This window comes from Pseudoalteromonas sp. PS1M3, from assembly GCF_016865405.1.
GTDB lineage: Bacteria > Pseudomonadota > Gammaproteobacteria > Enterobacterales > Alteromonadaceae > Pseudoalteromonas > Pseudoalteromonas marina.
In genome coordinates this window covers 322319-347024 of sequence record NZ_AP022625.1, presented here as the reverse complement: position 1 = coordinate 347024, position 24706 = coordinate 322319, and the positions used below count along the sequence as shown (strand labels likewise).

Below are 24706 nucleotides of genomic sequence, written 5' to 3'. Positions count from 1 at the left end.
TATGTACTTAAACCCTAATTGGCGAATACTTACTGTTGGCGATGGCGACCTATCGTTTTCTCATGCGATTTTTGAGCACGTAAAACCAAATAAATTAGTCGCCTCAACTTACGATAGCGCACAAACCATAGAACAAAAATACCCTGATAACGCTTTAAAAAAATTGCGTGAATGCAGTGTTGACGTTCTTAATAATTTTGATGTGACGAGCAAAGCGTGTTGGCAAACATTAAAAAGTAACAACCAATACTTTGATGTAGTCATTTTTCAGTTCCCACTTATTCCTGCATTTGTAGGTAAAGAGGCGTTTGAAGCTAGCACTCGTCAATCAAGTATGAACGTTTTAAACAGAGCCCTATTACATCAATTTATTAAATATGCCACTGAGTTTGCGTTAAACCCAAATGGCCCAATGCTTTGCTTTATAACCTCTAAAGATGTAAAACCTTATCGTGAATGGAACATAGAAGGCAGTTTAAACGAACGTTTAAGCAGCAAATATTGTGGCCAAATGCCATTTGATATAACACGTTTTTCGGGCTATAAAATTCGTAATGTTGACCGTGACAAACACGTCAAAGACACAAGCGGGATCACGTATGTATTTAGCCCAAAAAGTAGCACCTTAGAACCCCAACTAGCCAAACAATTAACCAAACCCAGCTACTTAACATCAAACCATTGCGCGCTTTGCCGAGTTGGACCGTTCATCGCAGAAGAAGACCAAGCAAAACATCTTAAAGCTAAAAAGCACTTACAAATGTTACGCCTAGAATCTGATTGGCAACACTGGCTAAACACCTTTTACAGCTAACTATTGGCTGCCTTAATTAAGTCAGCCGCTTTTTCTGCAATCGCTATAACAGGGGCATTAGTGTTACCTGTGACAATTGTGGGCATTATCGACGCGTCAACAACACGTAAATTATTAACGCCATGCACTTTTAACTTGCTGTCAACAACCGACATCTCGTCCTTACCCATTTTACATGTCCCAACGGGATGATATTCAGTGTCAGCTGTTTCACGAATAAACTCTATTAACTGCTGATCATTATTTATATCGAGTGGATAAACCATATCTGCACGTATTTCATCAAAGGCTGGGCTATTCATTATTGCGAGTGTTTTTTTCAAACCCAACAACATTATGTTTAAGTCATCTTGATGGATTAAATAATTAGGATCAATCAGTGGTGCTGCATAGGGGTCATTGTTTGCAAGCTTGATAGTCCCTCTACTTTTAGGTCGCATAATACTGCTATGAATACTGTACCCATGCCCATAATGCAACTTGCGACTATGATCGTCTACTAGCCCAATTACAAATTCGAGTTGAACATCAGGTGCCGGCGAATCTTTAAATAATTTAATAAACGCATGAGACTCCGCAAAGTTACTTGTTAAACATCCGTTTCGTTTACTAAACCAATCTGCAACCCCTTTGGTAACTTGAAGCGCACCTTTTGGGCTTATACCAAACGTACCGGCACTATTATTGGCTTTAAAAAGTGGAACCACTGTTAGATGGTCTTGTAAATTTTCACCAACGCCTTCTAACACAACCTTCACATCAATATTATGTAATTTTAAATGCTCTTTTGGTCCAATCCCCGACAACATTAAAATTTGCGGCGAATTAATAGCCCCCGCACTCAAAATCACCTCTTTATTAGCCGTTAACTCTATTTGCTGTTTGTTACGTGTTATTTGCACTCCTTGCGCAGTTTTATTTTTTATATTTATTTTTTTAACGTGGCAATGTGTGAATACGGTTAGGTTATCCCTATTTAAATTAGGTGTTAAATACGCTTTCGCTGCACTACAACGTTCTCCTTTATGCTGTGTAACCTGCGACAAACGTGCACCACTTTGTTCTTTACCGTTAATATCATCATTTAGCGGTACCCCTTGTTCAGCGCAAGCATTTAAAAAATACTGATTAACAGAACTTGGCGTATTTAGCTCTTGTACATAAAGCGGTCCACCAACTCCATGCAAAGAGTTATTTATAAATACACTGTTGTTTTCAGCTTTTATAAAATAGGGCAACATGCTTTTATAATCCCAGCCCATGTTCCCCTGCTTTTCCCACTCATCATAATCGTGTTTATTACCTCGAATATAAACCATTGCATTGATTGAGCTTGAACCACCGAGCACTTTACCCCTTGGCATAAAACCGCACCGATTGTTAAGTGCTTTTTGGGGTACTGTATTATAGTGCCAACTGTTAATACCATAAGGCACGCTGGCAGCAACTGCAGCTGGCATTTGAACAAGAGCGCTTTTATCTCCCCCGCCGGCTTCAATTAAACATACACTCACATTTTTATCTTCAGATAAACGCGAAGCAATAACACACCCAGCACTACCTGCCCCTATAACAATGTAATCAAATGTTGTGCTCTGCATGTGAGCCCTTATGAAAAATTAATACCTTATTAATACTGCATAGAAAAACACATCAAAACTTGATATTTTTAGACACCAAGTTGCTGGAGTAATGCATGAAAAATTTTATTAAGGCCACATCACTACAAGGGATAGACTCGCTTGTTAAGAGCTTAGGCGCTGACATATCACAAATAATGACACAGCTTGGCCTTAACATTTGCTTTAATAACTTAGAGCAACAATACTTGCCCTATAGTACTTACGCCGAACTCCTTGAACATTGTGCACATACGCTCAACTGCCCAAGCTTTGGGCTGCAACTAGCCAATAAGCAGAGCTTTGATATACTTGGCCCTATTGCTATAGCAGCAAAAAGTAGCACTAATTTAGGTGACGCCCTCAACTGGGTTATTAAATATTTGCACCTACACACTCCCGCTTTAAGCTTAACTATTCATCCGTTAGAGGCTGATAAAACACTCTTTTTATCATTTCAAATAAACTTAACCCCATTACCTAAAACAACCCAGGTTTTAGAACTAACTATCGGCCTCGCCATGGGAGTAATAAAAAAATTAAGTGATAACACCTGTAAACCACAATCGGTATTCTTACCTCAAAAGCAACTTGCTAATACCCGCGCATATAACACTTACTTTAGCTGCAAAGTCACGCACAATAGAAATAGTGCCGGTATTGTTATTTTAAAAACAGATTTAGCATTATCAATTGCACAACCCCAGTACGATAAAGTACCTGCCGCGCTGCAGTTTTTAGCTCAAAGCGAACAGCAAAATCAATCCCTGCCAACTCAAGTAAGCGCGTTAATTAGGCCCATGTTGCCAATATATCAATGCACAAACGAAACCATAGCAGCAGCGCTGGGTATGCACCCAAGAACATTGCACAGAGAGTTAAATAAACACAACACAAGCTTCGTAAAACTAAAAGACTCAACCCGGCGCTCATTAGCTGCGCACTATTTGGCGCAAAACCATTACAGTATTTCAACCATCTCAGAGCTATTAGGTTATCAAGAACAAGCAACTCTTAGCGCCAGTGTAAAACGTTGGTTTGGTTATTCTCCGCGAGCATACAGAGCTAAAAAAATGATAAACTTAAATAAACATAATTCTAAGGAATGAGTATGAACTTTGTAATTGTAGGTACTAATTTTATCAGCGACACATTACTTGACGCTGCTAATACTCTCGCTGATTTTAATTTATACGGGGTTTGCTCTCGCGCGCTTTCAAGCGGCGAAGCATTTTTAGCAAAGCACCCGCAAAATACACATGCAAAAACGTTTACCAGTATTGAACAAGTTTGCCAAGACGAATGCGTTGACGCAGTTTATATAGCCGCGCCCAACAGCTTGCACAAACAGTATGCGGTTAGGTGTTTAAACGCAGGTAAACATGTACTCGGTGAAAAGCCGTCCGCAGCCAATAGCCAAGAACTAAAAGAAATCATAGCCACCGCTAAGCAAAACCAGTGCTTATACATGGAAGCAATGATGACCACCCATTTACCTAACTTCACATTGTTAAAGCAAGCACTTAGCAGAATAGGCACTCCTCGAAAGTACATAGGTCAATACAGTCAATATTCATCTCGTTACGATAAGTACAAAAATGGGGAGCGCCCTAACACCTTTTTACCTGAATTTGCCAACGGTGCTTTGGTCGATTTAGGTATATACCCTCTTTACTTGTTAATTGCACTTTGGGGCGCGCCGCAAAGTGTAAATGCAAGTGGCGTATTACTAGATACCGGTGTTGATGGCGCAGGCGATGTACTGCTTAATTATTCAAATAAGCAAGCTGTGATTAGCTACTCAAAAATATCGCAAGGCGACAACATAACAGAAATACAAGGTGAACTAGGCAGAATGCGTATTGAAGCCGTATCGCAACTCAAAAAAGTAGAGTTTATTGCTAACAATGGCGAATCAGAAATTATATCTGAACAATTTGATGAGCATTTTATGAAGTTTGAAGTTGCTCACTTTATGCAACTCATAGAAAAAAAACAGTGGGAATCTGATGTAAACACCTTCGCGTTGTCATTAGATGTTATGAATGCGCTTGACGAAGCTCGTAAACAATTAGGTGTGATTTATCCAAACGATAAAACACATTAATTTAGCCCTTGACTGGGGTAAGTTGTATATGGGCGTTAAACAACGACAGTTAACGCCCATGGGGAAATGCAAATCACTATACCAACTACACACTTTTACTTACGCACATTACAACAACGATCCCCATCCGTGGGCAATCAATTTGATATAACGACCTAAAGTATTTACCAATTACTGACTGACAATAGAGCTATTACTCAATCTTAATCAGAAAACAGTCATTACTCATTTTATCGGTGTAAATCCAAACTAACACACAAAAACATAACCAATCAAGCTAGCCAATTATTTAATTTTAAACTAAATTGGTATTACACAAACCAAAGCAACTAACAATATTGTTTTATAACCAAATCATAACACTAGAATTTTGACATATTAGTGGGGTTTGGGGTAACCTTGTCGGTTAATAAATGATATAAATTTTTAGACCTAAATGGTCAATATTCCTTAGGGTATGAAGGTACAATATGGGTAATCGTCGCTTATTTTGGCGCATTGTTGATAAAATAGAGTCTTTAATAAATCAAGGTGAGTTTACTGCTGGGAGTCGTTTACCTCCTGAGCGTGAACTTGCAGAAATGTTTGACGTAAGTCGCCCAACAATTCGAGAAGCAATTATTGCATTAGAAGTACGTGGACGGGTTGAAGTTAAAACCGGTTCGGGTGTTTATGTTGTTGAACAAAAAAATGCCTCTATAAAATCAAAAGAGATCAGCGCATTTGAATTAACTCAGGCCCGCGCACTCATCGAAGGCGAAATTGCAGCACTTGCCGCTCAAAGTATTACAGAAGAAGAACTTGAGCAGCTAAATCAAACGCTAATAGTAATGGAAAAAGGGCTTTATGTAGAGCAAGCAGACCGAGAATTCCATGAAATAATTGCCAGAGCAACACGCAATAAAGCGCTTGAATTTGCTGTTTCTAATTTGTGGGATTTACGATTAAAAAACCCACAAATTGTCGCTGATTACAGTAGTGTTTGTACTAATAACAACGAATGTGTGATGGATGAGCACACCGCTATTTACACGGCACTTAAAGCACATGACGCAAGTGCAGCCCGTGCGGCCATGCATAAACACTTCAACCGATTAATTAATGCATTGTTTGACGCTGTAGAAGCGCGTGCTCTAGAAGAAATAAAACGTAAAAATGACGAAAAACGCGGTCTTTACTCTTTGGACGGTCTCGTTAATAAAAGCGCTCACTAAGTTTAAACATACTAGCAAACACCTGTTTGCTAGTATGTTGCCCTTCATTAGGTCTTACTCTAAAAAGCCACACCTATTTTTTAATCGCAAACACTTACCAATCGCACTAAAAGCAGATATTATCCCGCCACAAAATATAGCCATTGCATCTTAAATAGTGGAAATTTATTAACCCCTATTAACAGTGCTTTAAATTAGGGACAACAATGCAATCAAGTACCAAAGACTTCATATTAGCAACTGTTTGCTTATTAATTGCCATGATGACCATTCAATCGGGTGCGTCGTTTGCAAAGCAACTATTCCCAATTGTTGGCCCCGAAGGGACGACCGCGCTTAGGCTTGGTTTTTCTGCACTTATATTATGTTTAGTATTTAAACCATGGAAACATATACCTGCCAGAGGAAACCGCTTAGCTATTGTGGTTTATGGTTTAAGCTTAGGTGGAATGAACATTCTGTTTTACTACGCTATTGAGCGCATACCCTTGGGTATTGGTGTCGCACTGGAGTTTACTGGCCCCCTTGCCGTTGCTTTATTTAGCTCTCGCCGTAAACGCGATTTATTTTGGGTTGCCTGCGCCATTGCCGGTATATTACTTTTATTGCCCGATATGAGCGGTGAAGAGAGCTTAGATCCTGTTGGTGTTATTTTAGCTTTAGCAGCAGGTGCATGTTGGGCTGGCTATATATTGTTTGGTAAAAAAACCGGAATGCAAAGCTCAGGTGGTGCAACGGTTGCCCTAGGTATGACCGTTGCGGCCATTGTGCTTGTGCCCTACGGAGGCATTATGCAAGCGAGCGCATTCACATGGGAAGTTATTCCTCTGGGGATTGGTATTGCAGTTTTATCAAGTGCGTTACCCTACACGTTAGAGATGGTGGCACTGCGTAATATGCCTTCTCAAGGCTTTAGCATAATGATGAGCCTTGAACCTGCCATTGCATCACTTGCTGCCTTTGTTATTTTAGGCGAGCTACTCACACTCTGGCAGTGGTTAGCCATTTTATTAGTAATAATAGCCTCGGCAGGAAGCTCTTTTTCTGGTGAATCAAAAAAGTAGCCTAAACCAAAAGCCATCAACCACGATGGCTTTTTTGTTAAGCTGTATGTGCTTTTTGTTTTTCTTTTTTAGAAGAATAAAAAAATCCTATTAACGCAATAAGCGGCATTGCAGCCGCAACTAAAGCTATACTTTCCCACCCGCCAAACTCATATAATGAGCTAGCAATTAATGACCCAACAGCACCGCCCAAAAATATACTGGTCATGTAAATGGCGTTAAGCCGAGCACGACTTTGTGGCTCTAGCGAATAGATTACCCGTTGGCCAAGTACCATATTGGCTTGCACTGCAAAATCAATTAAAACACCGGTTAGCGCCAATATGATAATGCCGTTTGGTAAATCAAATAAGCTGGGCAAAAAACACGCTAATGCAATCACTTTGGCTAATAACGACATTTCGTAGGTATAGCCTTTGTCAGCTAAACGCCCAACAATAGGCGCTGCAACAGCACCGGCTGCGCCTACTAAAGCAAACAATGCTATTTGAGTTTGCGAAAAACCATATTCTCTGGCAAGCACAACAGGCACTGTCGTCCAAAACAAGCTAAATGACGCAAACATTAGCCCCTGGTAAAAAGCACGTTGACGAAGCACAGGTTGACTTATTACCAGCGACTTTAACGATCGTAATAAAGCAAAGTAACGTGTGTTATGCGTTGGCAACCTTTTGGGTATAGCAAAGTGAATAACTAAAGCAATAAATACCATGCATCCCGCGGCAAAAAAGAACACGGCACGCCAGCCAAAATGATCAGCAATTATGCTGGCTACAGGTCTTGCTAACAAAATACCCAACAACAGCCCCGCCATAATATTACCTAAAACTTGCCCCCGCTTTTCGTCTGACGATAAATGCGCCGCCAACGGAATAAGTACCTGCACCGATACCGAGCTTGCCCCCACTAGCAAACACAAAAACAGCATTGTATTTGGAGTTTGAACAACCCCCAGTCCAATTAGGCTAAAAAATGTAATACACAGAGTAATTAACATTAACCGTTTATTTTCAACTAAGTCGGCTAACGGCACTAAAAAAAATAACCCAATGGCATAGCCAATTTGAGTTAAAGACACAATAAAGCTGGCACTGTGTGCACTTAAACCCACATCCGGAGCTAACAATTCTATAATAGGTTGTGCATAGTAAATGTTGGCAACAATTAAGCCGCAACATAGTGCAATAACGCTTACAAGAGTACGGCTGATCTGCACAGGGTCTGCGCTTAAATTAGACATGGCATTCTCAAAATTAATTAGATAAAACCTCAAAAAAATGAGGTTTTTTTATTAGGTCACTTTATGGGCGAAGGCTTTCCGTGCGGGCTTGAACGTAAATATTGCTTAGGTGCGTTAACTGTTGCACCCAATTCAGCTGCTGCATGCCATGGCCAATGTGGGTTATATAAAATACCTCTAGCTAAAGCCACTGCATCCGCTTTGTGCTCGCTTAAAATATTTTCTGCTTGTTGCGCTTCGGTAATTAAACCCACCGCAATAACCGGCATATTAACGGCCTGTTTTATTGCAGTAGCAAAAGGCACTTGAAAGCAAGGCTCAACAGGTATTTGCTGTAAAGGGCTTAAACCCGCTGTACTTACATGAATAAAATCACAACCAAGCTCATCAAGCGCTTTAGCAAGCGCTATTGATTGCTCTAAATCCCAACCACCCTCAACCCAGTCAGTCGCTGAGATTCGAATACCCACGGGTTTATTAACATTAAACTCAGCGCGCACCGCTTTAAAAACCTCCATTACAATGCGCATACGGTTTTGTAAACTGCCTCCATATTCATCGTCACGCTTATTACTCAAAGGTGATAAAAACTGATGCAACAAATACCCATGAGCACCATGTAATTCGATCAGATCAAGGCCTAGCTCGTCGGCGCGTTTAGCAGCGCTTGCAAAGTCCGCAATTAATTGCGCTATATCTGCTTTACTCATTGCAACAGGTTCAAACGAATGCTCATCATAAGCCTGTGCTGATGGCGCAATAGTCTGCCAACCATTTTTATCGCTAGGTGAAATAGCACCTACGTCGTCCCAAGGTTTACCGGTTGACGCTTTACGCCCTGCATGCGCAAGCTGAATACCTATAGGCATGTCACTATATTGCCTAACCGTGTTTAAAGTTTTACCTAATGCTTGTTGGGTTTCATTATTCCACAGACCTAAATCACCATAGCTTATTCGCCCCTCAGGGCTTACAGCCGTCGCTTCCATAATAAGTAAACCGGCTCCACTTAAACTCAGTTGACCTAAATGAATAGTATGCCAATCAGTTGCCTCACCATTAATAGCTGAATATTGGCACATAGGTGCAATAATAATGCGGTTAGGTAAACTGAGCTTACCCAAAGATAACGGCGAAAAAAGCTGGCTCATAACAGATCCTTGATGCATACGAATTAAAAATTAAATTGAGTGTACGAACTAATAAACACATTCGCCCATTTAGTCATATAAAAACCTTTATTTAAAAGTAGGTTATGGGGAGGTAAAACTTTTTTTAAACCGCTACAACTTACTAAAAAATAAATGGCTCCTGCCCAACCAAATAAACTTACAAAAAATTAACACCACCAAAATCCAAGCATACAAAAAAGGATGAATAGTCATTCAAATATTCACAAAAATTAAAACCGTACATTAATTGTACCTTGCACGGGTAAAGCTAATAATAAATGGGTGATAAATTTAACAAACCCAACAAACCACACTCATCCAACCCTTTTTTATTCTAAAAAAGTGAATTTTAATTCAATTTATACATTCCCTGATTCGATTGTGACTGATATCATATTCACTGTACTTTACTTATGTTAAATCTTTGAACTAGGGATCATTTTTATGTTTAAACCAAGCTTGTTAACCTTGGCTATGTCGGGCGCCCTATCTAGCGCTTTTTTACTTCCAAATACTGCGTTTGCCCAAGAGCAAGAAGCCGCAAAAGACAAATCACTTGAAGTTATTGAAGTAACAGCAACACGACGTAGCGGCTCAGTGCAAAACGCACCGCTTAACATTACAGCGCTTGATGCCGACATAATGAAAGACCAAAACATCAGCGAGCTCGCCGATGTAGCACGTTGGGTACCTGGTTTAACAATTACCGATCAAGGTGGTCGTTCTGGTTCACCTATTATTGTACGTGGTTTAAACACAAACTCTTCAGGTCCATCATCAGACGGTGGCACCGTTGCAACTTACATTAACGAGATCCCAGTCGCCATTGATATGCGCCTAGTCGACGTAGAGCGCGTAGAAGTTCTTATTGGGCCACAAGGTACGCTGTACGGTGCAGGTACATTAGGTGGTGCTATTCGTTACATGCTTAAAGAGCCTGAGCTTGATTTCACATCACTTGAAGTATTCGGCAATTTATCGCAAACACAAGAAAGCGACTCTATTGGCGGTGAAGGTGGATTCATATTTAACTTACCATTAATTGAAGACACACTTGCCGTTCGTGCTAGCTTAAACATTTACGAAGACCCAGGTTTTATTGACTATGGTTACGTAGTGCGTGAGCCGGGCGTATCGTTACCTGACCCAGATTGGACCGACAGCGCAGCAGTTAACAACAACCTTAAAAATGTAGAAGACGCCAACGGTGAATCAACCACTACAGGGCGTATTTCTGTTCGCTTTAAACCAAGCGAAACATTTGAAGGTACACTTAACTACTTTTACCAAAATCAAGACAGCGAAGGTCGTTCAATTGTTCATTACAATACATTAAGTGCCGATAACGGTCTTAGTGATTTAATTGGTGAATACGAGTCAGGTTACCGCTACGAAGAGCCACGTGAAAAAGAAAACCAACTACTAAGCTTAGAGTTAAAAGCAGACCTAGGTTTTGCTGAATTAGTATCGGCAACAGGTATTTCGAATTTTGATGCAGACGGCCAACGTGACCAAACCGATTTACTTATTCGCCTTGATTACGGCTACGAAGAATTTCCTGCGTTTTCATCGTTCACACGTGAAATTGAAGAGCAAGATACGTTCACACAAGAAATTCGTTTAGTATCACAAAACGACAGTGACATTAACTGGATTGTAGGTGGCTTTTACAACAAAATTGAAAGCGATGCGTCTAGCCAAGAATACACGCCAGGCTTTGGCGACTTTGCAGTAGAAAATTTTGGCGCAGATCAATCTCGTCCAGATCAACTTGAGTACTACTCAATTGACCGCGTTGAAATAACAGAATCGGCTTTATTTGGTGAAATTGGCTACCAAGTTACCGACAAACTCGATATTACTGTAGGCGCTCGTTTTTACAAGTACGATGTTGAGTCTGAGTCAGCGGTCGATTTTCCATTATTTAATACCTTATTCGGCGGCGCAGGCCCAGACGAAGTAACACTTAACTTTGAACAAAATGAAGCAAGCGACAACGGCAGCCTATTTAAATTTAACGCCAAGTATCAATTTACTAATTCAGTAATGGGTTACGCAACAATAAGTGAAGGCTTCAGAATTGGTGGTTCAAATGGTTTAGCACCTTGTCCTGATCCATTACCAGCTAACCAAGCGGGTTGTGGTAACCCAAGTGAAATGCTTTACGATGCAGATACAACAACTAACTACGAGCTTGGTTTTAAAAGCACATGGTTAAGAAGCCGTTTACACTTTAACGCTGCATTATTTAATATAGATTGGGACGACGCACAAGTTGCCGGTGCAACTGAGGTAGGCCAACTACCGTACTTGTCTAATGCCGGTTCAGCCAATGCGAAAGGTATTGAAATATCGTCGCGTGCAATTTTATCTGACTCATTCTCTGTGTATTCTACATATGCATACACAAAAGCAGAGTTAACATCAGACGCACCATTCTTATTTAATTCAGACGGAACAGATGGTGCAGAAGATGGCGACCGTTTACCAGGCTCGTCTGAGCACCAGTTTTCAATGGGTGTAAACTATCAGACCGATGTGTTTAACGACAAAACGCTTGATATTAACTACGGTATTACCGCACAAAGCGATGTAATTTCTCGTGTTGGTTTACGCGATAACGGTGAAACATTACCAGGTTATAGCTTAAGCAATATTTCAGCTAAACTAACCGCCGATGAGTGGTCAGCGACCGTTTACGTAGACAACGTATTTAATAAATACGCCGTTACGTCTGTTCGCCGTTCAGATGCCGATATTACCTCAGCAAATAGAACTGATATACAACGTAACTATGGTTACTTTATCAACCGTCCATTAACGGTAGGCATTAAATTTAATTATAAGTTTGAAATATAATTAACCGTTAAGTTTAAGTACAATCAAAAGGCTCAAATTTATTTGGGCCTTTTTTCTTTATTAACGCGTAACTAAACAATACAAATAAAAAATGCAGCCAAATTTAAAACAACTCCATCAAAGCGCTATTAAATATTTAAACGAAGGCAAAGTACAACTTGCCCACAAAAGCTTAGTTGAACTGGTTTCGCATAAACCTGACTTTGCCGACGGCTATTTTTTACTGGCAATGGTTAACTTGCAAGTAGGGCAAATTTATAAAGCCATCAAGCTAATCGAAAAAGCCTTAACACTTGGCTCTAGCATTGAATATACTGCTCAACTGGCAAAATGTTATGCGCTTACCGGTGACTTAAAAAAAGCAAAGAATGTAGCGCTGTCGGTGCCTATTACACAAATAAAAAAAGCACTCGACGCCGATACTCTAGGCGTTGCACTTACGCAAGCAGGCCTACACGAACACGCTTTACATTATTTTGAATGTGCACTCACATTAGCCAATGCCAAACAACAACCTCAACCCCAGTTTTATTACAACTTTGCAGTAAGCGCCAAGTTTTTGGGCCTATTTGACAAAGCACACACCGCGTTTGGACATGCCATTGCACTTAACCCGCTTCATCATCAAAGCCACTTTGCACTCAGTGATTTAACTAAAGTAACAAAGCAAAAAAATAATATTACACGGTTAAAGCAAGTGTTTGAGCAGGTTTCACACCCTGATGCTAAATTACACATAGGCCATGCACTGGCAAAAGAATACCAAGATATTGGCGCATTTTCTGACGCCTTTACCGCGTTACAACAAGGTAAAGCAGCAAAGCATGCACTTACCCCGTTTGATAACGCATCGTCAAATGCGTTGTTTGAACATATAAAACAACTCAGTGCTAAACACAAAAACCAACAAGTAAACGGCAATCCCACCGCTGAGCCTATTTTTGTATTAGGTATGCCCCGCTCTGGTACCACATTAGTTGAGAGAATATTATCGAGCCACAGTGACGTGCAGTCAGCCGGTGAATTACAAGACTTCGGCCTAAGCGTAAAAAGATTAAGCAACACACCCACACCTAACGTGCTCGACATGCAAACACTCACTAAAGCGTATGAACTTGATTTTAATCAGCTTGGCTCAACATATTTAAACGCCACCCGCGTTACTACCGGTAGCCATAAACATTTTATAGATAAACTCCCGTTTAACTTTTTTTATATCGACTTAATCACTAAAGCACTGCCAAACGCTAAAATTATTTGCATGCTGCGCGACCCAATGGACACCTGTATTGGTAACTACCGCCAACTATTTACTATTAACAACCCTTACTACGCGTATTCGCTAGACCTACTCGACACTGCTAAATTTTATAGCCGTTTTTATAAACTCATACAGCACTTCAGCACCCTGCACAGCAATATAAAAATTGTGAAATACGAAGAATTAGTCGCACAGCCCGAGCAGCAAATAAAAGAGTTAGTCAGCTTTTGTGATTTAGAGTGGCAAGAACAGTGTATAGACTTTCACTTAAACACCGCACCGGTATCTACTGCCAGTAAAGTGCAAGTACGCCAACCGCTAAACAACAAAGCCATTGGGCGTTGGAAGGCATTTAAACCCCATACTGACGAGGCTCAAAATTACCTGTTAGAGCAAGGAATTACGTTGCAATAGCCATTAATTATGCATTGCTTTAGTAAAAGTGAATTTATAAGCCAAAGTTAAAGCTTAGGTTTATAAATTCATAACACAATAAACTTCCCAGCTTTAACTAGAGAGTTTTTATATATTGCAATAGAGAGCATTTAACTTGGCTTTTTAGATTGAACTTTTCTTATTTGAGAAATAGCTTCCATTAAAAAAGCCGTATTAAGCCCTACAATTATTAACCCATTTACAGCCGTTAAACTGCCAAGCAGCCGCCATTGAGTGCCCAACACAACATCGCCATAACCAAGTGTTGTAAAGGTAACAACCGAAAAGTAAAGTGCGGACTCTAATTCGCTAAAAACATCAAAAATTAAAAATATAGCAGCCCATAACCACGCACTCGCCGTTAAGCCTCCTACCAACCAAATTACCATTGCCGTGACGACTAAAATCATCTTTAGAGTTTTTGAGCCATTTAGTAACCAATCGTTAATATTAGCCAGCACTTTAGACAAAACACCAATAAACATTGCTTGTATTAGCACCGTGCCACAAATAACAAATGTTCCAATAATAAGCTGTATTAGCATTTTGATCCCACTGCTTAAATCCTTATATTTTAAGTAACATTATACATAAAATTCACAACAGGGTAGGAACCTACATTCACTATAATAAAGTATTTTTCCTACCGTTATTTAACAGTTTATTACTGCTATTACTACCGTGCTAAAACTCAGCCAAAACCTAAGTAAGACAATATTTAGGTAAATAAAAACAGAAATAAACACTTAAAACCAAAAGGAAATGCAGTAACCGTAAACATCACTGTACCACTACACACTTAACCGCTAAGTAATCACCGGGAAAGCAATAACAAAAATGTTTGGCGTAAATCATCAATTTAATAAAACTACAGATAGTTATGCCTGTACTTGCTTTAACTCACCTGACTCATATTTCGTTAAATTTTCATTTAACTCGATAGATTAGGTTTAATCTGCAAAGTGCCATGAGCAGACATCGAAGGCTTTAATGTCTGAAGTCAAAATTTGACCCCGCTTGCTTCCTTATATTTTATTATCCCGCTATTAGGTTTCTAAATATACCGCATAAAAACCTTTAGAACATCCAACTTCCGTTATAATCTCAAAGCTATCGATATCAATGTAATGATCTTTTTCACTAACAAGTCTTTGAGGATGTATCTCTGAGTAACTTATTGTACAAACCCCCTCATCAACTAATCTGAGCCTTACCTTGTTGAGCTTGGGTGCCATCAATTTAACCATAAAGCCAGCTTCTGATATCGCTTGATTATACTGAGCAATAGCATCAGTAACTTCCTTGCTACGCAGTAAACTTGATTTATCATTTTTGATCAATATATCCAAACCAATATGTACTCTACCTTTACCTGTTTTATTTAAATATGCTTTCGGGTTTTGAACATAAAGCTTTTTTGAAATTTCCATTCCGATATTGCCGTTATGATCAGCTAGAAATGTCTGTTCCCAGCCAGCTCCTTTTAAAGTAAGCTGTAATTCATTTTTTTTTAGAGAGGTGTCTTCTGGGGTTAATCTTATTTTGAAAGCAAGCTTATTAAACTGGCTTAAGTCTTGCTCCAAGAATAAATCCATTGAAGTTGCTTCGATGATATTTTTATATTCAATATAGCCCTCACTAGCTCTCAATAAAAATACAGAAAATAATGTAACAAATAAAATTATAAATTTAGTCACTTATAACACCACTCAAAAGTCTTTTAAATATATTTATGCTGTTAGTTTGAGATAATGAAGTATCCAAGGAAATTATTTGTAATGAATCTTCTTTTACTAGTTCACACAAAAGTTCAATTGCAGAAAACAAGCCCCCTAAATGGTCTATGTACCCTAAATCAAAGCCTTGCTTTGCGTTTATAACTTCTCCATTTTCTAAACATTTTAACCTGTGGTCATCAAGAGACCTAAACCGTTTTATATTATCTAGAAAGTTATCATGGTTACTTTTAATAACATCTGCGATAGAACTATCTGCACCTTTATTAATAGAAAAGTAATTTAAAGAGTCTTTTTCGTTTCCGCTACTTACTACTTCATATTCAACCCCAAGTTGCTCTAGGAGAGAAGATATATTAAATTTCCTATAAATAGCACCAACATTTCCAATAAGAGATGAAGGTGAGGCTACTACCTTGTCACATGACATTGCGACATAAAAAGCGGACGACAATGCACTATCCGTTACAAGTCCAATAACTGGAATATGCAATTCTTGCTTAACAAACCGCAAACCCTCAACTAAACTTTCTGCTGCACCTAAACTCCCTCCAGAGCTCGAAATACGTAAAATAATACCTTTAATTTCGTGGTTATTTGAAGGCAATGCTCTGATCTTAAAAAGCATATTCAAAACATCCTTTTCAGATATATTATTCACTAATGATATCATCGCTATTGCCTTATTTTTTTCGGGTTTTTTTTTAAACATCTTAACTATTCACTATAAGATAAAATACAGCAATATCTGTAAATATATGGGCTAAAATAGGTACTAAAAGTGAGCCGGTTTTTCGTACAAGAAAAGTCAAAGCACAAGCGTATACAAAGGTCATGGCAAAACCAATACTTCCACTAGGAACTCCAAGCTTATAGTGGGCAATTGCAAAAAGCGTAGCTTGAATGAAAGTTGCCAAGCTAAAATTTAAATTTAACTTCAGTAAAGTTTCTTGAAAAACACCTCTAAACAGCCACTCTTCGAGAAAAGCATTTATAAGTGCAAAGCCCAAAGCAACAAATACTAGCTGTATAGCTGATGAGTCAGGAATCATCCTCCGTAAGGGTTCAAGCTCAGAGGATGAGGTATTAGCCCATATGAACAATGCCGAAACAGATATGATTAAAACAATTCCTCCTTCTAGCACCCCTTTGTTGAGTTTGAGGGCGGTGAGATTCAAATAATACTCTTTTTCATCGCTAAAATAAGATATTGCTACAAACGCTATAAGTGGAAAAATTAAATGGATTGGCCACACAAAAAAGTGTGGTACAAATATAATCATTATATATTTGACGAATAATATAACAGATATACTTTTTAGAAAGCTCTTCAAAGCAAATGTCAATACCGTAGAAGAAAACAGAATAACAGAGAGAAGAATGTAATTGTTAGTTGAAAGATATACCGTACCAATAAAGTCAGTAAAAAAAAGAATAGCGATTAACGAAAATTCTACCCAACGTTTAAGCTTCAATTGCATCATCCATCTGCTCTTCAAAAATTTTATAGTAGTTTCTCTCCCTTTTTACCAACAGTTCATGGTCGCCAGATTCTATAACCTCTCCCCCATCCATAACCATAATTTTGTCAGCGTGCCTAACTGAAGATAACCTATGTGAAACGATAATGACTAATTTAATAAACTGATTATCTTTAATTAATTTATATAGCTCATGCTCTGACTTAGAGTCTAAAACAGCAGTAGCTTCATCTAAAATTAAAATTGGCTTCTTTGACAAAATAGCTCTAACAAATGCAACTTTCTGTTTCTGCCCCGTAGAAAGCGTATTAGTCAACTCTTCGTCGTAGATATCAATGCTACTCAATCCCAATTTACTCAAAGTAAGCTTAATCGAGCTTTCATCACTGTTACCTGAAAGTGAAATATTGCGCTCTATACTGCGATTTAATAAATTTGCTTCTGATCCCAAATAATTAATAAAAGAAGATAATTCAAAATACCCAGAACAAGAACCATTAAAATCTATACTACCCTCGTTTGGTGTATACCATCCTCTTATTAGATTCAATAAAGAACTTTTCCCAGAGCCACTTTGCCCAACAATGGAGTATATTTTACCTTTATTAAACTCAACTGATAGACCTTTAATACGAAAATCAGAGTTAGGGTATAGAAAGCTTACATTATTGAGTTTTATATTCGGTTCTAACTTATTTTCGCGGGGGGGGGTGACTTTTAAAGTTAGAGAAATAAATTGATTAATCTTGTCAAAAGAACATTTTGCTCTCCTAATTGAGGAGTAATTAGCCGACACTTGGTTAAAAGCTCTTCCAGCTAATAAAATATAACTAACAAATCCTACAAGCGATCCTGTTGATATATGCCCAATTGTGACTAAATAAGAAGATAAACTTATAAGTAATACTAATAGGAGCAGAGAGGCTACTAATAACGCCCCTCCAAACACAGACTGAAATCGATTTTTCTTGTAAAGAGCATCAAGCGCACCCTTTTGCCAATCAGTCATGTTGCGAATTTCACTTCCCATTACATTAAATGACTGAATTAATTCAACTTTATTTAACAGCTCTAAAGTTTTTTCTGTAGCCTGATTTGTTTTTTCCTGAACAATTCTTGTAAGAACTTCAATTTTTTTCTCGAGTAAGAAATTTAAATAAGCTAATCCACATATTGCAATTATAATTACAACTGTCAGTAAAATAGATATAAAAGAAAGGAATAGCAATGAAAATAGTAACAATGCTAGATTAAATATAATCGGAATTATTGAATTTCCAATTGCAACAGACAATATTGAAATATCATTCATAAATATAGCGTTTGGTTTAGGTAAACGTTTCTCTCTATCAATGGGAAGCGTTTTTAACCACTTTTCCATAAACTCTATTTGAATAGAGGCACCTATTTCGCTAGATAATTTCGAAGAGAAATAAAAATTGGTATTTACAATCCCTCCCATAAATACAAGGTATGCACAAATTACAAAATATGTCCTCGTACCTACATTAGAAAAGTCATTTGATATTATAGATTGAATAATACTCGGTAAATAAAGCAGTAGTATGGCTAACAAGCATGATGTTAAAAGGCAAACTAGAAAATTTCTTTGTTGTTGAACGTATTTGTTTACAACATATTTAAACAGCTTAGAGGTCATTTTTTGCGACCTCTACTTCGAGCTTCTGAGCAAGCCTAATTTTGTCAAGCAAACCAGACCAACCACTATATTGATATGGTAATTCACTGACTTTATTGAACATTTCAAAATCAAGGTTTCGTGAGATAATACTATAGTCTTCATTTTGTAAGTTATTATTTACATATAGTGGCTCACCAAATTCAGTAACATATTTCTCTTCTTGAATGAAAATATGAAAAGGTATAATAGTTGCGTTAAATTTTGAAGCTAGCTCAAGAATGCTTAATGGAAATACCGATTTTTGATTAGATATAGTTGAGAAAACAAATCTGTTAGTTTGAGTCGGGAGACTGTCCACTCGCATAGCTAGTATTTCATTTTTCTTCAGTGACTTAACAAGCTTAATGCCAACTCTTTTATTGTCTGCTTCAATTCCTGATATTGAATTACCAGAAACAATAGATAGCTTTTCATAAAAGCCTACTTTATTAAGAATATCCAAAGCCTCCTTAGGCTGCACGATCTTAATTTCGCGTCCTATATGTGAATTTTTTAGTAAGCCTAAATAATGAACTGTAAAAGAGTTCAGCAGTAGCAATATTGGTTTATCGCGATTAACTGCATTTAGAAAATTATCATATTTTTTGTATATAATATTATTCTGGCTCCAGATTTTAAGTTGCTCTACATCCTGTTCATGTAAAAAACAGTTCAAAACAATATTCTTTGCATCGTTAACCTGCAAATTCCAATAGCCTATATAAGCCTTAAAGCTTCTTAAACAAAGTAGAATTCGCATAGCTTCTAATGATTTAGGTGTACCTTTTTTGAAAAGTAAACTGTCAAAAAACCAATAAGAACCTACAATATGTGAGACAACCTTCCAAAATGGTCTAGGAAGCTTGCAAGTAAAAATTGCCCATTTGGGCAACATTAGAGAAGAAGAATCATCCATAATAACTCCAAAAATAGCGAGCGTTACACGCTCGCTAGAAATATAAATTTGATATTAGTTTCCATCCTTAGGCGGCTCTGGCGCAGGTGGTGGTGGTGGTGGTGCAGGGAATGAGCAGTTGTCTCGACAAACACATGTCGCAGATGATGAAACAGACGATAAATTAGAGCCTTCGACTACAGAAGCTTTATCACCGTTAATTACCTTAACTTTTCGCTTCATGTTTAAATGACTTTTTTCCATAAGTTTAATCCTTTTTCTTTGTGTAATATTAATCCTTTAAGTCTTTTTTTGACCTACAACAAAGGTATAAAAAAAAATAGCGCATCAAAGGGGGGGGTGTCAACCCCCTTTTTTACTTAACTGATGTTACGCAGTAACAGTAAACTTTCATTTAAAAAGTAGTTAAAATAGAGTTATGAATAAAAACAAACAAATATTTGAGCTGTACATTGATTATCTTGTCACTTCATTCAGCTATACAACAGCAACAGGCTTATCGGATCTTCTTGGTGGAGATATTAGTCATGATCAAATCACGCGCTTCCTCTCTCACAAACAGTTCAGCTCTGCTGATTTGTGCAAGTCGAGGGTCAAATCTTGACTTCAGACATTAAGATTTTTGACTAACTATTTCTCGCTCATCACTGCCCTTAATAACCATTCAAACATGATCAAAGTTTAAAGCTTTGCTTTAAACTAGGCACGTAACCTATCGCTCATTCAAAACACTTAATTTAGTTAGCTTGGGCGCCCCACCACAACGCTTATTTACTTTTGTGTCGGTTCAACTGCCAATAATGTCGATTCAGATAAACATTAATGAAGCAGGTTATAAAAGTCGCTAACTTTCTTATCAACAAAACGCCAAATACCTATTATTTGATAAGGAATACAGTCATGAACATTATTACAAAAACAGTTATAGCACTGAGTTTAGCAAGCCACTTTAGTGCTCACGCCATTGACCTGCGAGTCGATAACATTCGTTTATACCAAAGTAGTTCGCAAAGCTTTTCTGCACCAAGTTCGCTATATATTGATGAGGGCAAAATTGTAAGCATTACTAAAACGACTGACCCACTACAAAACGCAGATAAAACAATTAACGCCAACAACCAGTATGCAATACCCGGTTTAATTGATTTACATGTACATTTAGGCTCATCGGGCAGTAACTTTACTGAATTTCAGTATTTGCCGGTTAAATCGCACTTTAATTCTAATTTGTATTTAGGCGTAACTAACATTGTTGATTTGTTTTCGTTTGAACAAACCCTAAACGAAGCAGCTCAATTAAAAGCAGCCCAACTAACCCCTAACCTTTTTTATGCGGGTACTTTGTTTACCAACCCTGGCGGGCATGGCACGCAGTTTGGTGGCCAAGCATACGAAATTGCAAAAGATGAAGACATAGCAGCGCTGTGGCAAAAACATATAAGCACTAAGCCACATGTAACTAAAGCGGTTATTGAAACCTTTGGCGGTGTAGGTAAATCGTTAACTGATAGCCAACTGGCTGAGCTAGGTAAGCGCTCTAAAGCCGCTAATTTACCGTATTTTGTGCATGTTTCTACACTAAATGATGGTAAACGTGCTATCAAAGCCGGTGCAACGGCTTTAGCGCACGGTATTAATAGCGAAGCGATTGACGATGAATTTATTACGCTAATGAAAGATCATAACGTAACTTACATTCCTACCCTTGCGGTGTACCACAATCATAGCGATGAAAAGCATAACCATACTATTAGCTCACAAAGCGAGTTACTAAAAACCATTCCTGAAAAGCTTCAAGGCTGTTTGTTCGAAAAGGTGCCTGCACCTTCAAAATGGAAAGAGCACGCGTGGGATGAGCGTAAAACCGCTTATGCAAATATTCGAAAGCTACATAAAGCTAATATTGCTATTGGCACAGGCTCTGATGCCGGAAACCCATACACGCTGCACGGTACAGGGTTACACAACGAGTTAGATGCGCTTAAAAAAGCAGGCCTAACTAATGGTGAAATAATTAACGCAGCCACAGTTAACGGCGCAAAAGCGATTAATAAAGCCGAGAGCATTGGCAAACTTGCTAAAGGTTTTGAGGCAAGTTTTGTACTGCTTAAACAAAACCCACTTAATGATATAAATCATATTCACACTATCTCACAGGTGTATAAAACAGGTTTAAAAGTAGACCGCCCAGCGCTTATTGCTCAAAACAACGCCATTACACCACAAGGCCCTACCTGCAATGAAGAAGTTAAAAGCAGCCAAGCACAGCATACTATTGATGATTTTACCGGTGATACACCATGGCAAGCTATGAGCGATTCGGTAATGGGTGGGCAGTCTGTTGCAACGCTTACCACGCATAAAAATAGCTTAACTATTGATACAACCATTACAAAGCCTACAAGCTTTGGTGCATGGGCAGGCGCTGAAATTAAGTTTTCGTCACCGGCTGATGCCTCAACATTTAAAGGTATTCGCTTAACCTATAAAGGCTCAACTACACCTTTTGCTATGTCTGTTTATCATAGTGATGTAAAAGATTGGGATCACTTTAGTGTACTTTTAAAACCACGCGATGAGTGGACCACGCTTGATATACCTTTCACTACATTTAAACAGTTTGGGTTTGGTAGCCCCGTTACGTGGTCGGCAACAGAATTAACAGGGGTTAACTTAATGTGGCGTAAAATGCCAGGCGCAAGCAACGAGCCGTTAAAAAATACATTACAAATCAAAGAGCTAACTTACTTCTAAATAAGTGACAGTCAAAACACAAACTCTTTGGGTTTTGACTGTTTTTTGTTATGGTTTAATCACTTACAAAAAGAAGCACCTATTATGCTCAAACATCCTTTTTACAAATACAGCTTTTTTATTCTACTTATTGTTGATATTGCTTACGCCCTTGGGCTGATAATTGCTAACTCTGCGCCCTTAACAGGCGGCAGTGCACTCGCCGCAACCGTGTGGTTTATTACTTTTTATTGGGTTCCGGTATGGAGTGCGGCAGCGGTTATTTTTTATCTGCGCAATAAGCACATTAATAAAACAGCACTTGAATGGTTAATTGCCGTTGTATTTATGGCCCTCGGTAATGTGCTTACCGATGTATTACTGACACTGCTTTTTGATGGGCATAAATCAATGGGGATATTTGTTGTATTTAACGGCTTACTTTGGGGCTCGTGTATTTACCTTACCAGTATTTTTATTGAAAGCAAAAAACGCGTAACAGCCGAAAAGCATGCGCTTAAACAAGCCCAGCTTGCTACATTGCGATACCAGCTAAACCCTCATTTTATGTTTAATAGCTTAAATACAATTTCCGCTTACATACACACAAAACCCGATTTGGCCGATGAAGTACTGCATGAACTGGCTGATATTTTAAGGTACTCGCTTGATACCGCAGAGCAACAGCAAATACCTTTACAGCAAGAGCTTACCATAATAGAAAAGTACCTAAATATTGAAAAAGCACGCTTTGGCGATAAGCTTAAGGTTAATTACCACATTCCTAATACCCTTAAAAACAAAACGCTACCACCTCTACTTATTCAACCTATTATTGAAAATGCAATTAAGCACAATGCTAAACAAACTTCACTTACACTTAATATTACCCTGAGTGAAATGTCTAACGGGGTAAAAATTGTGATAAGCGACAACGGAAAAGGCTTTACTGACGATGTATTAAAATGTGGCTACGGAAAAGGTATAGGGATGAAAAACATTATGCTACGCGTTAATCAACTTGGACAAAGTAAAGTATTGCTCAGTAATGATAATGGTGCTGTTGTTACGCTGGAGCTAGCGTTATGAACAATATAAACCTGCCAAATAAAACGACTAAAATGCGTATACTGTTTGCCGATGACGAGCTTCCTGCTCGCGAAAAATTAAACCATCAATTAAGCTTAATGGAGCATGTTGACGTCGTAGGTATAGCCACAAATGGCAAAGAGGCCATTGCATTAATTAATGAGCTGACTCCTGATGTGGTATTGCTTGACATTCAAATGCCTGAAATTAATGGCCTTGAACTTATTGATTTACTTAACTACCAACCCATTATTATTTACACAACCGCGTATGACCAATTTGCGATTGAAGCATTTGAGCACGCCTCAACTGACTATTTACTCAAACCTTTTCCAATTGCACGATTAAAAAAAGCGTTAGCCAAAGCACAGCAGCAATTAGATCAACAACGAGCGCACACTCATGTAACTAGCTGCGCAGGTGAACCCGCTTTTACACTTACAGAAAGTTCATTAAACAAACTGGTTAGTAAAAGTGGCGAGCGCATATTTTTACTTTCCCCAAGCGATATTAAATTTATTAAATCAGAGCAAGGAAATAGCCTAGCGTGGAATGGAGAAACGTTTAATCACTTGAGCGACACGCTCGATCAGCTTGAACACGCCCTAGCCATGCACAATTTTGTGCGTATTCATCGCAGTTATTTGGTTAATATTGACCATATAAAAGAAATACAGCGCTGGTTTAACGGCAAATTGATGGTGATTGTAAACGACGATGTAAAATCGGAGCTTAGCACCAGCAGAGCCGGTGCCGATAAGCTAAAACAATTACTGCATATTTAGGCTTATTTTAAAGTTAGCTACTGATCATTACTTGAGTAAACACTTAAAATAGGAAATTTATATTCAGCAAACGAGACAGTTACCGACTGCGTTTCGTTACCCTTAAAACTTAATTTAAAAGGTTGAGGAGGTAGTCGTGTTCCATCAGCGAACAAAGCCATTAAGTGGTCTTCGTTAAGCTCACGATTGCCCGTCGATAAATTAGTGAGTGTTATTACTGCCCAGCGTTCACCCTCGTTATTACTCATTAATATGTAATTTAAAACATTGAAGTCGCCTTTTTTAGGCGTAATGTTAGCATCGTTTGGAAATGCTAAATGCAAGCTATTAGGTATGGCTCTGTCTACGTTTATTACGTTCTCAGTATTTGCCAATACCGAAGACGACAGTATAACCAACATTAAAATCCATGCTTTAACCATATTAATAATCTCCTTCAAGCGTACTTAATGACGTTTGTATAGTCTACATAGTTAAGCATACTCTCAGCATTTACCTAT

General features: G+C 38.4%; 21 protein-coding genes. 10 read left to right on the top strand and 11 right to left on the bottom strand.

Annotation, left to right across the window (positions count from 1 at the left end; genetic code table 11):
• Position 1 precedes the first annotated feature (1 nt).
• Positions 2-814, top strand: a complete 813-nt coding sequence (locus tag PS1M3_RS18265) for a class I SAM-dependent methyltransferase (protein WP_008129714.1) — start codon at positions 2-4, stop codon at positions 812-814.
• Here PS1M3_RS18265 and PS1M3_RS18260 read toward each other — a convergent pair.
• On the bottom strand, positions 811-2415 hold the full coding sequence (locus PS1M3_RS18260; RefSeq protein ID WP_203988035.1) for a GMC family oxidoreductase: 1605 nt from the start codon (positions 2413-2415) through the stop codon (positions 811-813). The genes PS1M3_RS18265 and PS1M3_RS18260 overlap by 4 nt on opposite strands.
• A gap of 95 nt (positions 2416-2510) precedes the next feature.
• Between PS1M3_RS18260 and PS1M3_RS18255 the strand changes: the two genes are divergently transcribed.
• From PS1M3_RS18255 to PS1M3_RS18240, 4 genes are all read left to right on the top strand, one after another.
• Positions 2511-3542: an AraC family transcriptional regulator gene (locus tag PS1M3_RS18255; RefSeq protein WP_203988033.1), complete on the top strand. Its 1032-nt coding sequence runs from the start codon at positions 2511-2513 to the stop codon at positions 3540-3542.
• A gap of 2 nt (positions 3543-3544) precedes the next feature.
• A complete protein-coding gene (locus PS1M3_RS18250; RefSeq protein ID WP_203988028.1) occupies positions 3545-4540 on the top strand; it encodes a Gfo/Idh/MocA family protein in 996 nt (331 codons plus the stop codon).
• 470 nt (positions 4541-5010) lie between these two features.
• Positions 5011-5754, top strand: coding sequence for a FadR/GntR family transcriptional regulator (locus tag PS1M3_RS18245; RefSeq protein ID WP_006791608.1), 744 nt, complete (start codon positions 5011-5013; stop codon positions 5752-5754).
• A 206-nt stretch (positions 5755-5960) separates the two neighbouring features.
• Entirely contained in the window at positions 5961-6818 is an 858-nt protein-coding gene (locus PS1M3_RS18240; protein WP_138739589.1) for a DMT family transporter, read from the top strand.
• A 37-nt stretch (positions 6819-6855) separates the two neighbouring features.
• Here PS1M3_RS18240 and PS1M3_RS18235 read toward each other — a convergent pair whose 3' ends face one another.
• Together PS1M3_RS18235 and PS1M3_RS18230 are read right to left on the bottom strand one after the other, a co-directional pair.
• Complete coding sequence (locus PS1M3_RS18235) at positions 6856-8058, bottom strand: MFS transporter (protein ID WP_203988025.1); 1203 nt, start codon at positions 8056-8058, stop codon at positions 6856-6858.
• A 56-nt stretch (positions 8059-8114) separates the two neighbouring features.
• Complete coding sequence (locus PS1M3_RS18230; RefSeq protein WP_138739587.1) at positions 8115-9209, bottom strand: NADH:flavin oxidoreductase/NADH oxidase; 1095 nt, start codon at positions 9207-9209, stop codon at positions 8115-8117.
• Between the two features lie 465 nt (positions 9210-9674).
• Between PS1M3_RS18230 and PS1M3_RS18225 the strand changes: the two genes are divergently transcribed.
• Together PS1M3_RS18225 and PS1M3_RS18220 are read left to right on the top strand one after the other, a co-directional pair.
• A complete protein-coding gene (locus tag PS1M3_RS18225) occupies positions 9675-12089 on the top strand; it encodes a TonB-dependent receptor (protein ID WP_138739586.1) in 2415 nt (804 codons plus the stop codon).
• Between the two features lie 91 nt (positions 12090-12180).
• Complete coding sequence (locus PS1M3_RS18220; RefSeq protein ID WP_138739585.1) at positions 12181-13764, top strand: sulfotransferase; 1584 nt, start codon at positions 12181-12183, stop codon at positions 13762-13764.
• 131 nt (positions 13765-13895) lie between these two features.
• Here the strand turns inward: PS1M3_RS18220 and PS1M3_RS18215 are convergent, their stop codons facing one another.
• The 7 genes from PS1M3_RS18215 to PS1M3_RS18185 all read right to left on the bottom strand — a co-directional run bounded on the left by PS1M3_RS18215 (position 13896) and on the right by PS1M3_RS18185 (position 19842).
• Entirely contained in the window at positions 13896-14330 is a 435-nt protein-coding gene (locus tag PS1M3_RS18215; protein WP_006791602.1) for a potassium channel family protein, read from the bottom strand.
• A gap of 501 nt (positions 14331-14831) precedes the next feature.
• Positions 14832-15482 (bottom strand): hypothetical protein, encoded by a 651-nt coding sequence (locus PS1M3_RS18210; RefSeq protein WP_138739583.1) that lies wholly within the window; start codon positions 15480-15482, stop codon positions 14832-14834.
• Entirely contained in the window at positions 15475-16233 is a 759-nt protein-coding gene (locus PS1M3_RS18205; protein ID WP_138739582.1) for a S49 family peptidase, read from the bottom strand. Before PS1M3_RS18205 ends, PS1M3_RS18210 begins: the two co-directional genes overlap by 8 nt.
• Before the next feature lies 1 nt (position 16234).
• Positions 16235-17005, bottom strand: coding sequence for a CPBP family intramembrane glutamic endopeptidase (locus PS1M3_RS18200; RefSeq protein WP_138739581.1), 771 nt, complete (start codon positions 17003-17005; stop codon positions 16235-16237).
• Positions 16986-18662, bottom strand: a complete 1677-nt coding sequence (locus PS1M3_RS18195) for an ABC transporter ATP-binding protein (protein WP_203988022.1) — start codon at positions 18660-18662, stop codon at positions 16986-16988. The genes PS1M3_RS18200 and PS1M3_RS18195 overlap by 20 nt, the downstream gene beginning before the upstream one ends.
• Positions 18652-19599: a hypothetical protein gene (locus PS1M3_RS18190; RefSeq protein ID WP_203988020.1), complete on the bottom strand. Its 948-nt coding sequence runs from the start codon at positions 19597-19599 to the stop codon at positions 18652-18654. The genes PS1M3_RS18195 and PS1M3_RS18190 overlap by 11 nt, the downstream gene beginning before the upstream one ends.
• Before the next feature lie 54 nt (positions 19600-19653).
• The gene (locus PS1M3_RS18185; RefSeq protein WP_203988018.1) at positions 19654-19842 is read right to left on the bottom strand and encodes a hypothetical protein; all 189 of its coding nucleotides are present in this window, start codon (positions 19840-19842) and stop codon (positions 19654-19656) included.
• Positions 19843-20499: 657 nt separating this feature from the next.
• On the opposite strand from PS1M3_RS18185, the gene PS1M3_RS18180 reads away from it, so the two are divergent.
• The 3 genes from PS1M3_RS18180 to PS1M3_RS18170 are packed head-to-tail and all read left to right on the top strand — an operon-like array spanning position 20500 to position 24206.
• The gene (locus PS1M3_RS18180) at positions 20500-22353 is read left to right on the top strand and encodes a CIA30 family protein (RefSeq protein ID WP_203988015.1); all 1854 of its coding nucleotides are present in this window, start codon (positions 20500-20502) and stop codon (positions 22351-22353) included.
• 27 nt (positions 22354-22380) lie between these two features.
• Entirely contained in the window at positions 22381-23421 is a 1041-nt protein-coding gene (locus PS1M3_RS18175) for a sensor histidine kinase (protein ID WP_010556810.1), read from the top strand.
• The gene (locus PS1M3_RS18170) at positions 23418-24206 is read left to right on the top strand and encodes a LytTR family DNA-binding domain-containing protein (protein ID WP_203988014.1); all 789 of its coding nucleotides are present in this window, start codon (positions 23418-23420) and stop codon (positions 24204-24206) included. Before PS1M3_RS18175 ends, PS1M3_RS18170 begins: the two co-directional genes overlap by 4 nt.
• A gap of 17 nt (positions 24207-24223) precedes the next feature.
• Here the strand turns inward: PS1M3_RS18170 and PS1M3_RS18165 are convergent, their stop codons facing one another.
• Positions 24224-24628 (bottom strand): hypothetical protein, encoded by a 405-nt coding sequence (locus tag PS1M3_RS18165; RefSeq protein ID WP_203988012.1) that lies wholly within the window; start codon positions 24626-24628, stop codon positions 24224-24226.
• Positions 24629-24706: the final 78 nt, after the last annotated feature.

Excerpts from the sequence above, each read along its gene's own strand:
- PS1M3_RS18265 (WP_008129714.1), top strand. The coding sequence starts at position 2 with ATGTACTTAAACCCTAATTGGCGAATACTTACTGTTGGCGATGGCGAC.
- PS1M3_RS18260 (WP_203988035.1), bottom strand. The coding sequence starts at position 2,415 with ATGCAGAGCACAACATTTGATTACATTGTTATAGGGGCAGGTAGTGCT.
- PS1M3_RS18255 (WP_203988033.1), top strand. The coding sequence starts at position 2,511 with ATGAAAAATTTTATTAAGGCCACATCACTACAAGGGATAGACTCGCTT.
- PS1M3_RS18250 (WP_203988028.1), top strand. The coding sequence starts at position 3,545 with ATGAACTTTGTAATTGTAGGTACTAATTTTATCAGCGACACATTACTT.
- PS1M3_RS18245 (WP_006791608.1), top strand. The coding sequence starts at position 5,011 with ATGGGTAATCGTCGCTTATTTTGGCGCATTGTTGATAAAATAGAGTCT.
- PS1M3_RS18240 (WP_138739589.1), top strand. The coding sequence starts at position 5,961 with ATGCAATCAAGTACCAAAGACTTCATATTAGCAACTGTTTGCTTATTA.
- PS1M3_RS18235 (WP_203988025.1), bottom strand. The coding sequence starts at position 8,058 with ATGTCTAATTTAAGCGCAGACCCTGTGCAGATCAGCCGTACTCTTGTA.
- PS1M3_RS18230 (WP_138739587.1), bottom strand. The coding sequence starts at position 9,209 with ATGAGCCAGCTTTTTTCGCCGTTATCTTTGGGTAAGCTCAGTTTACCT.
- PS1M3_RS18225 (WP_138739586.1), top strand. The coding sequence starts at position 9,675 with ATGTTTAAACCAAGCTTGTTAACCTTGGCTATGTCGGGCGCCCTATCT.
- PS1M3_RS18220 (WP_138739585.1), top strand. The coding sequence starts at position 12,181 with ATGCAGCCAAATTTAAAACAACTCCATCAAAGCGCTATTAAATATTTA.
- PS1M3_RS18215 (WP_006791602.1), bottom strand. The coding sequence starts at position 14,330 with ATGCTAATACAGCTTATTATTGGAACATTTGTTATTTGTGGCACGGTG.
- PS1M3_RS18205 (WP_138739582.1), bottom strand. The coding sequence starts at position 16,233 with ATGTTTAAAAAAAAACCCGAAAAAAATAAGGCAATAGCGATGATATCA.
- PS1M3_RS18200 (WP_138739581.1), bottom strand. The coding sequence starts at position 17,005 with ATGATGCAATTGAAGCTTAAACGTTGGGTAGAATTTTCGTTAATCGCT.
- PS1M3_RS18195 (WP_203988022.1), bottom strand. The coding sequence starts at position 18,662 with ATGACCTCTAAGCTGTTTAAATATGTTGTAAACAAATACGTTCAACAA.
- PS1M3_RS18190 (WP_203988020.1), bottom strand. The coding sequence starts at position 19,599 with ATGGATGATTCTTCTTCTCTAATGTTGCCCAAATGGGCAATTTTTACT.
- PS1M3_RS18185 (WP_203988018.1), bottom strand. The coding sequence starts at position 19,842 with ATGGAAAAAAGTCATTTAAACATGAAGCGAAAAGTTAAGGTAATTAAC.
- PS1M3_RS18180 (WP_203988015.1), top strand. The coding sequence starts at position 20,500 with ATGAACATTATTACAAAAACAGTTATAGCACTGAGTTTAGCAAGCCAC.
- PS1M3_RS18170 (WP_203988014.1), top strand. The coding sequence starts at position 23,418 with ATGAACAATATAAACCTGCCAAATAAAACGACTAAAATGCGTATACTG.
- PS1M3_RS18165 (WP_203988012.1), bottom strand. The coding sequence starts at position 24,628 with ATGGTTAAAGCATGGATTTTAATGTTGGTTATACTGTCGTCTTCGGTA.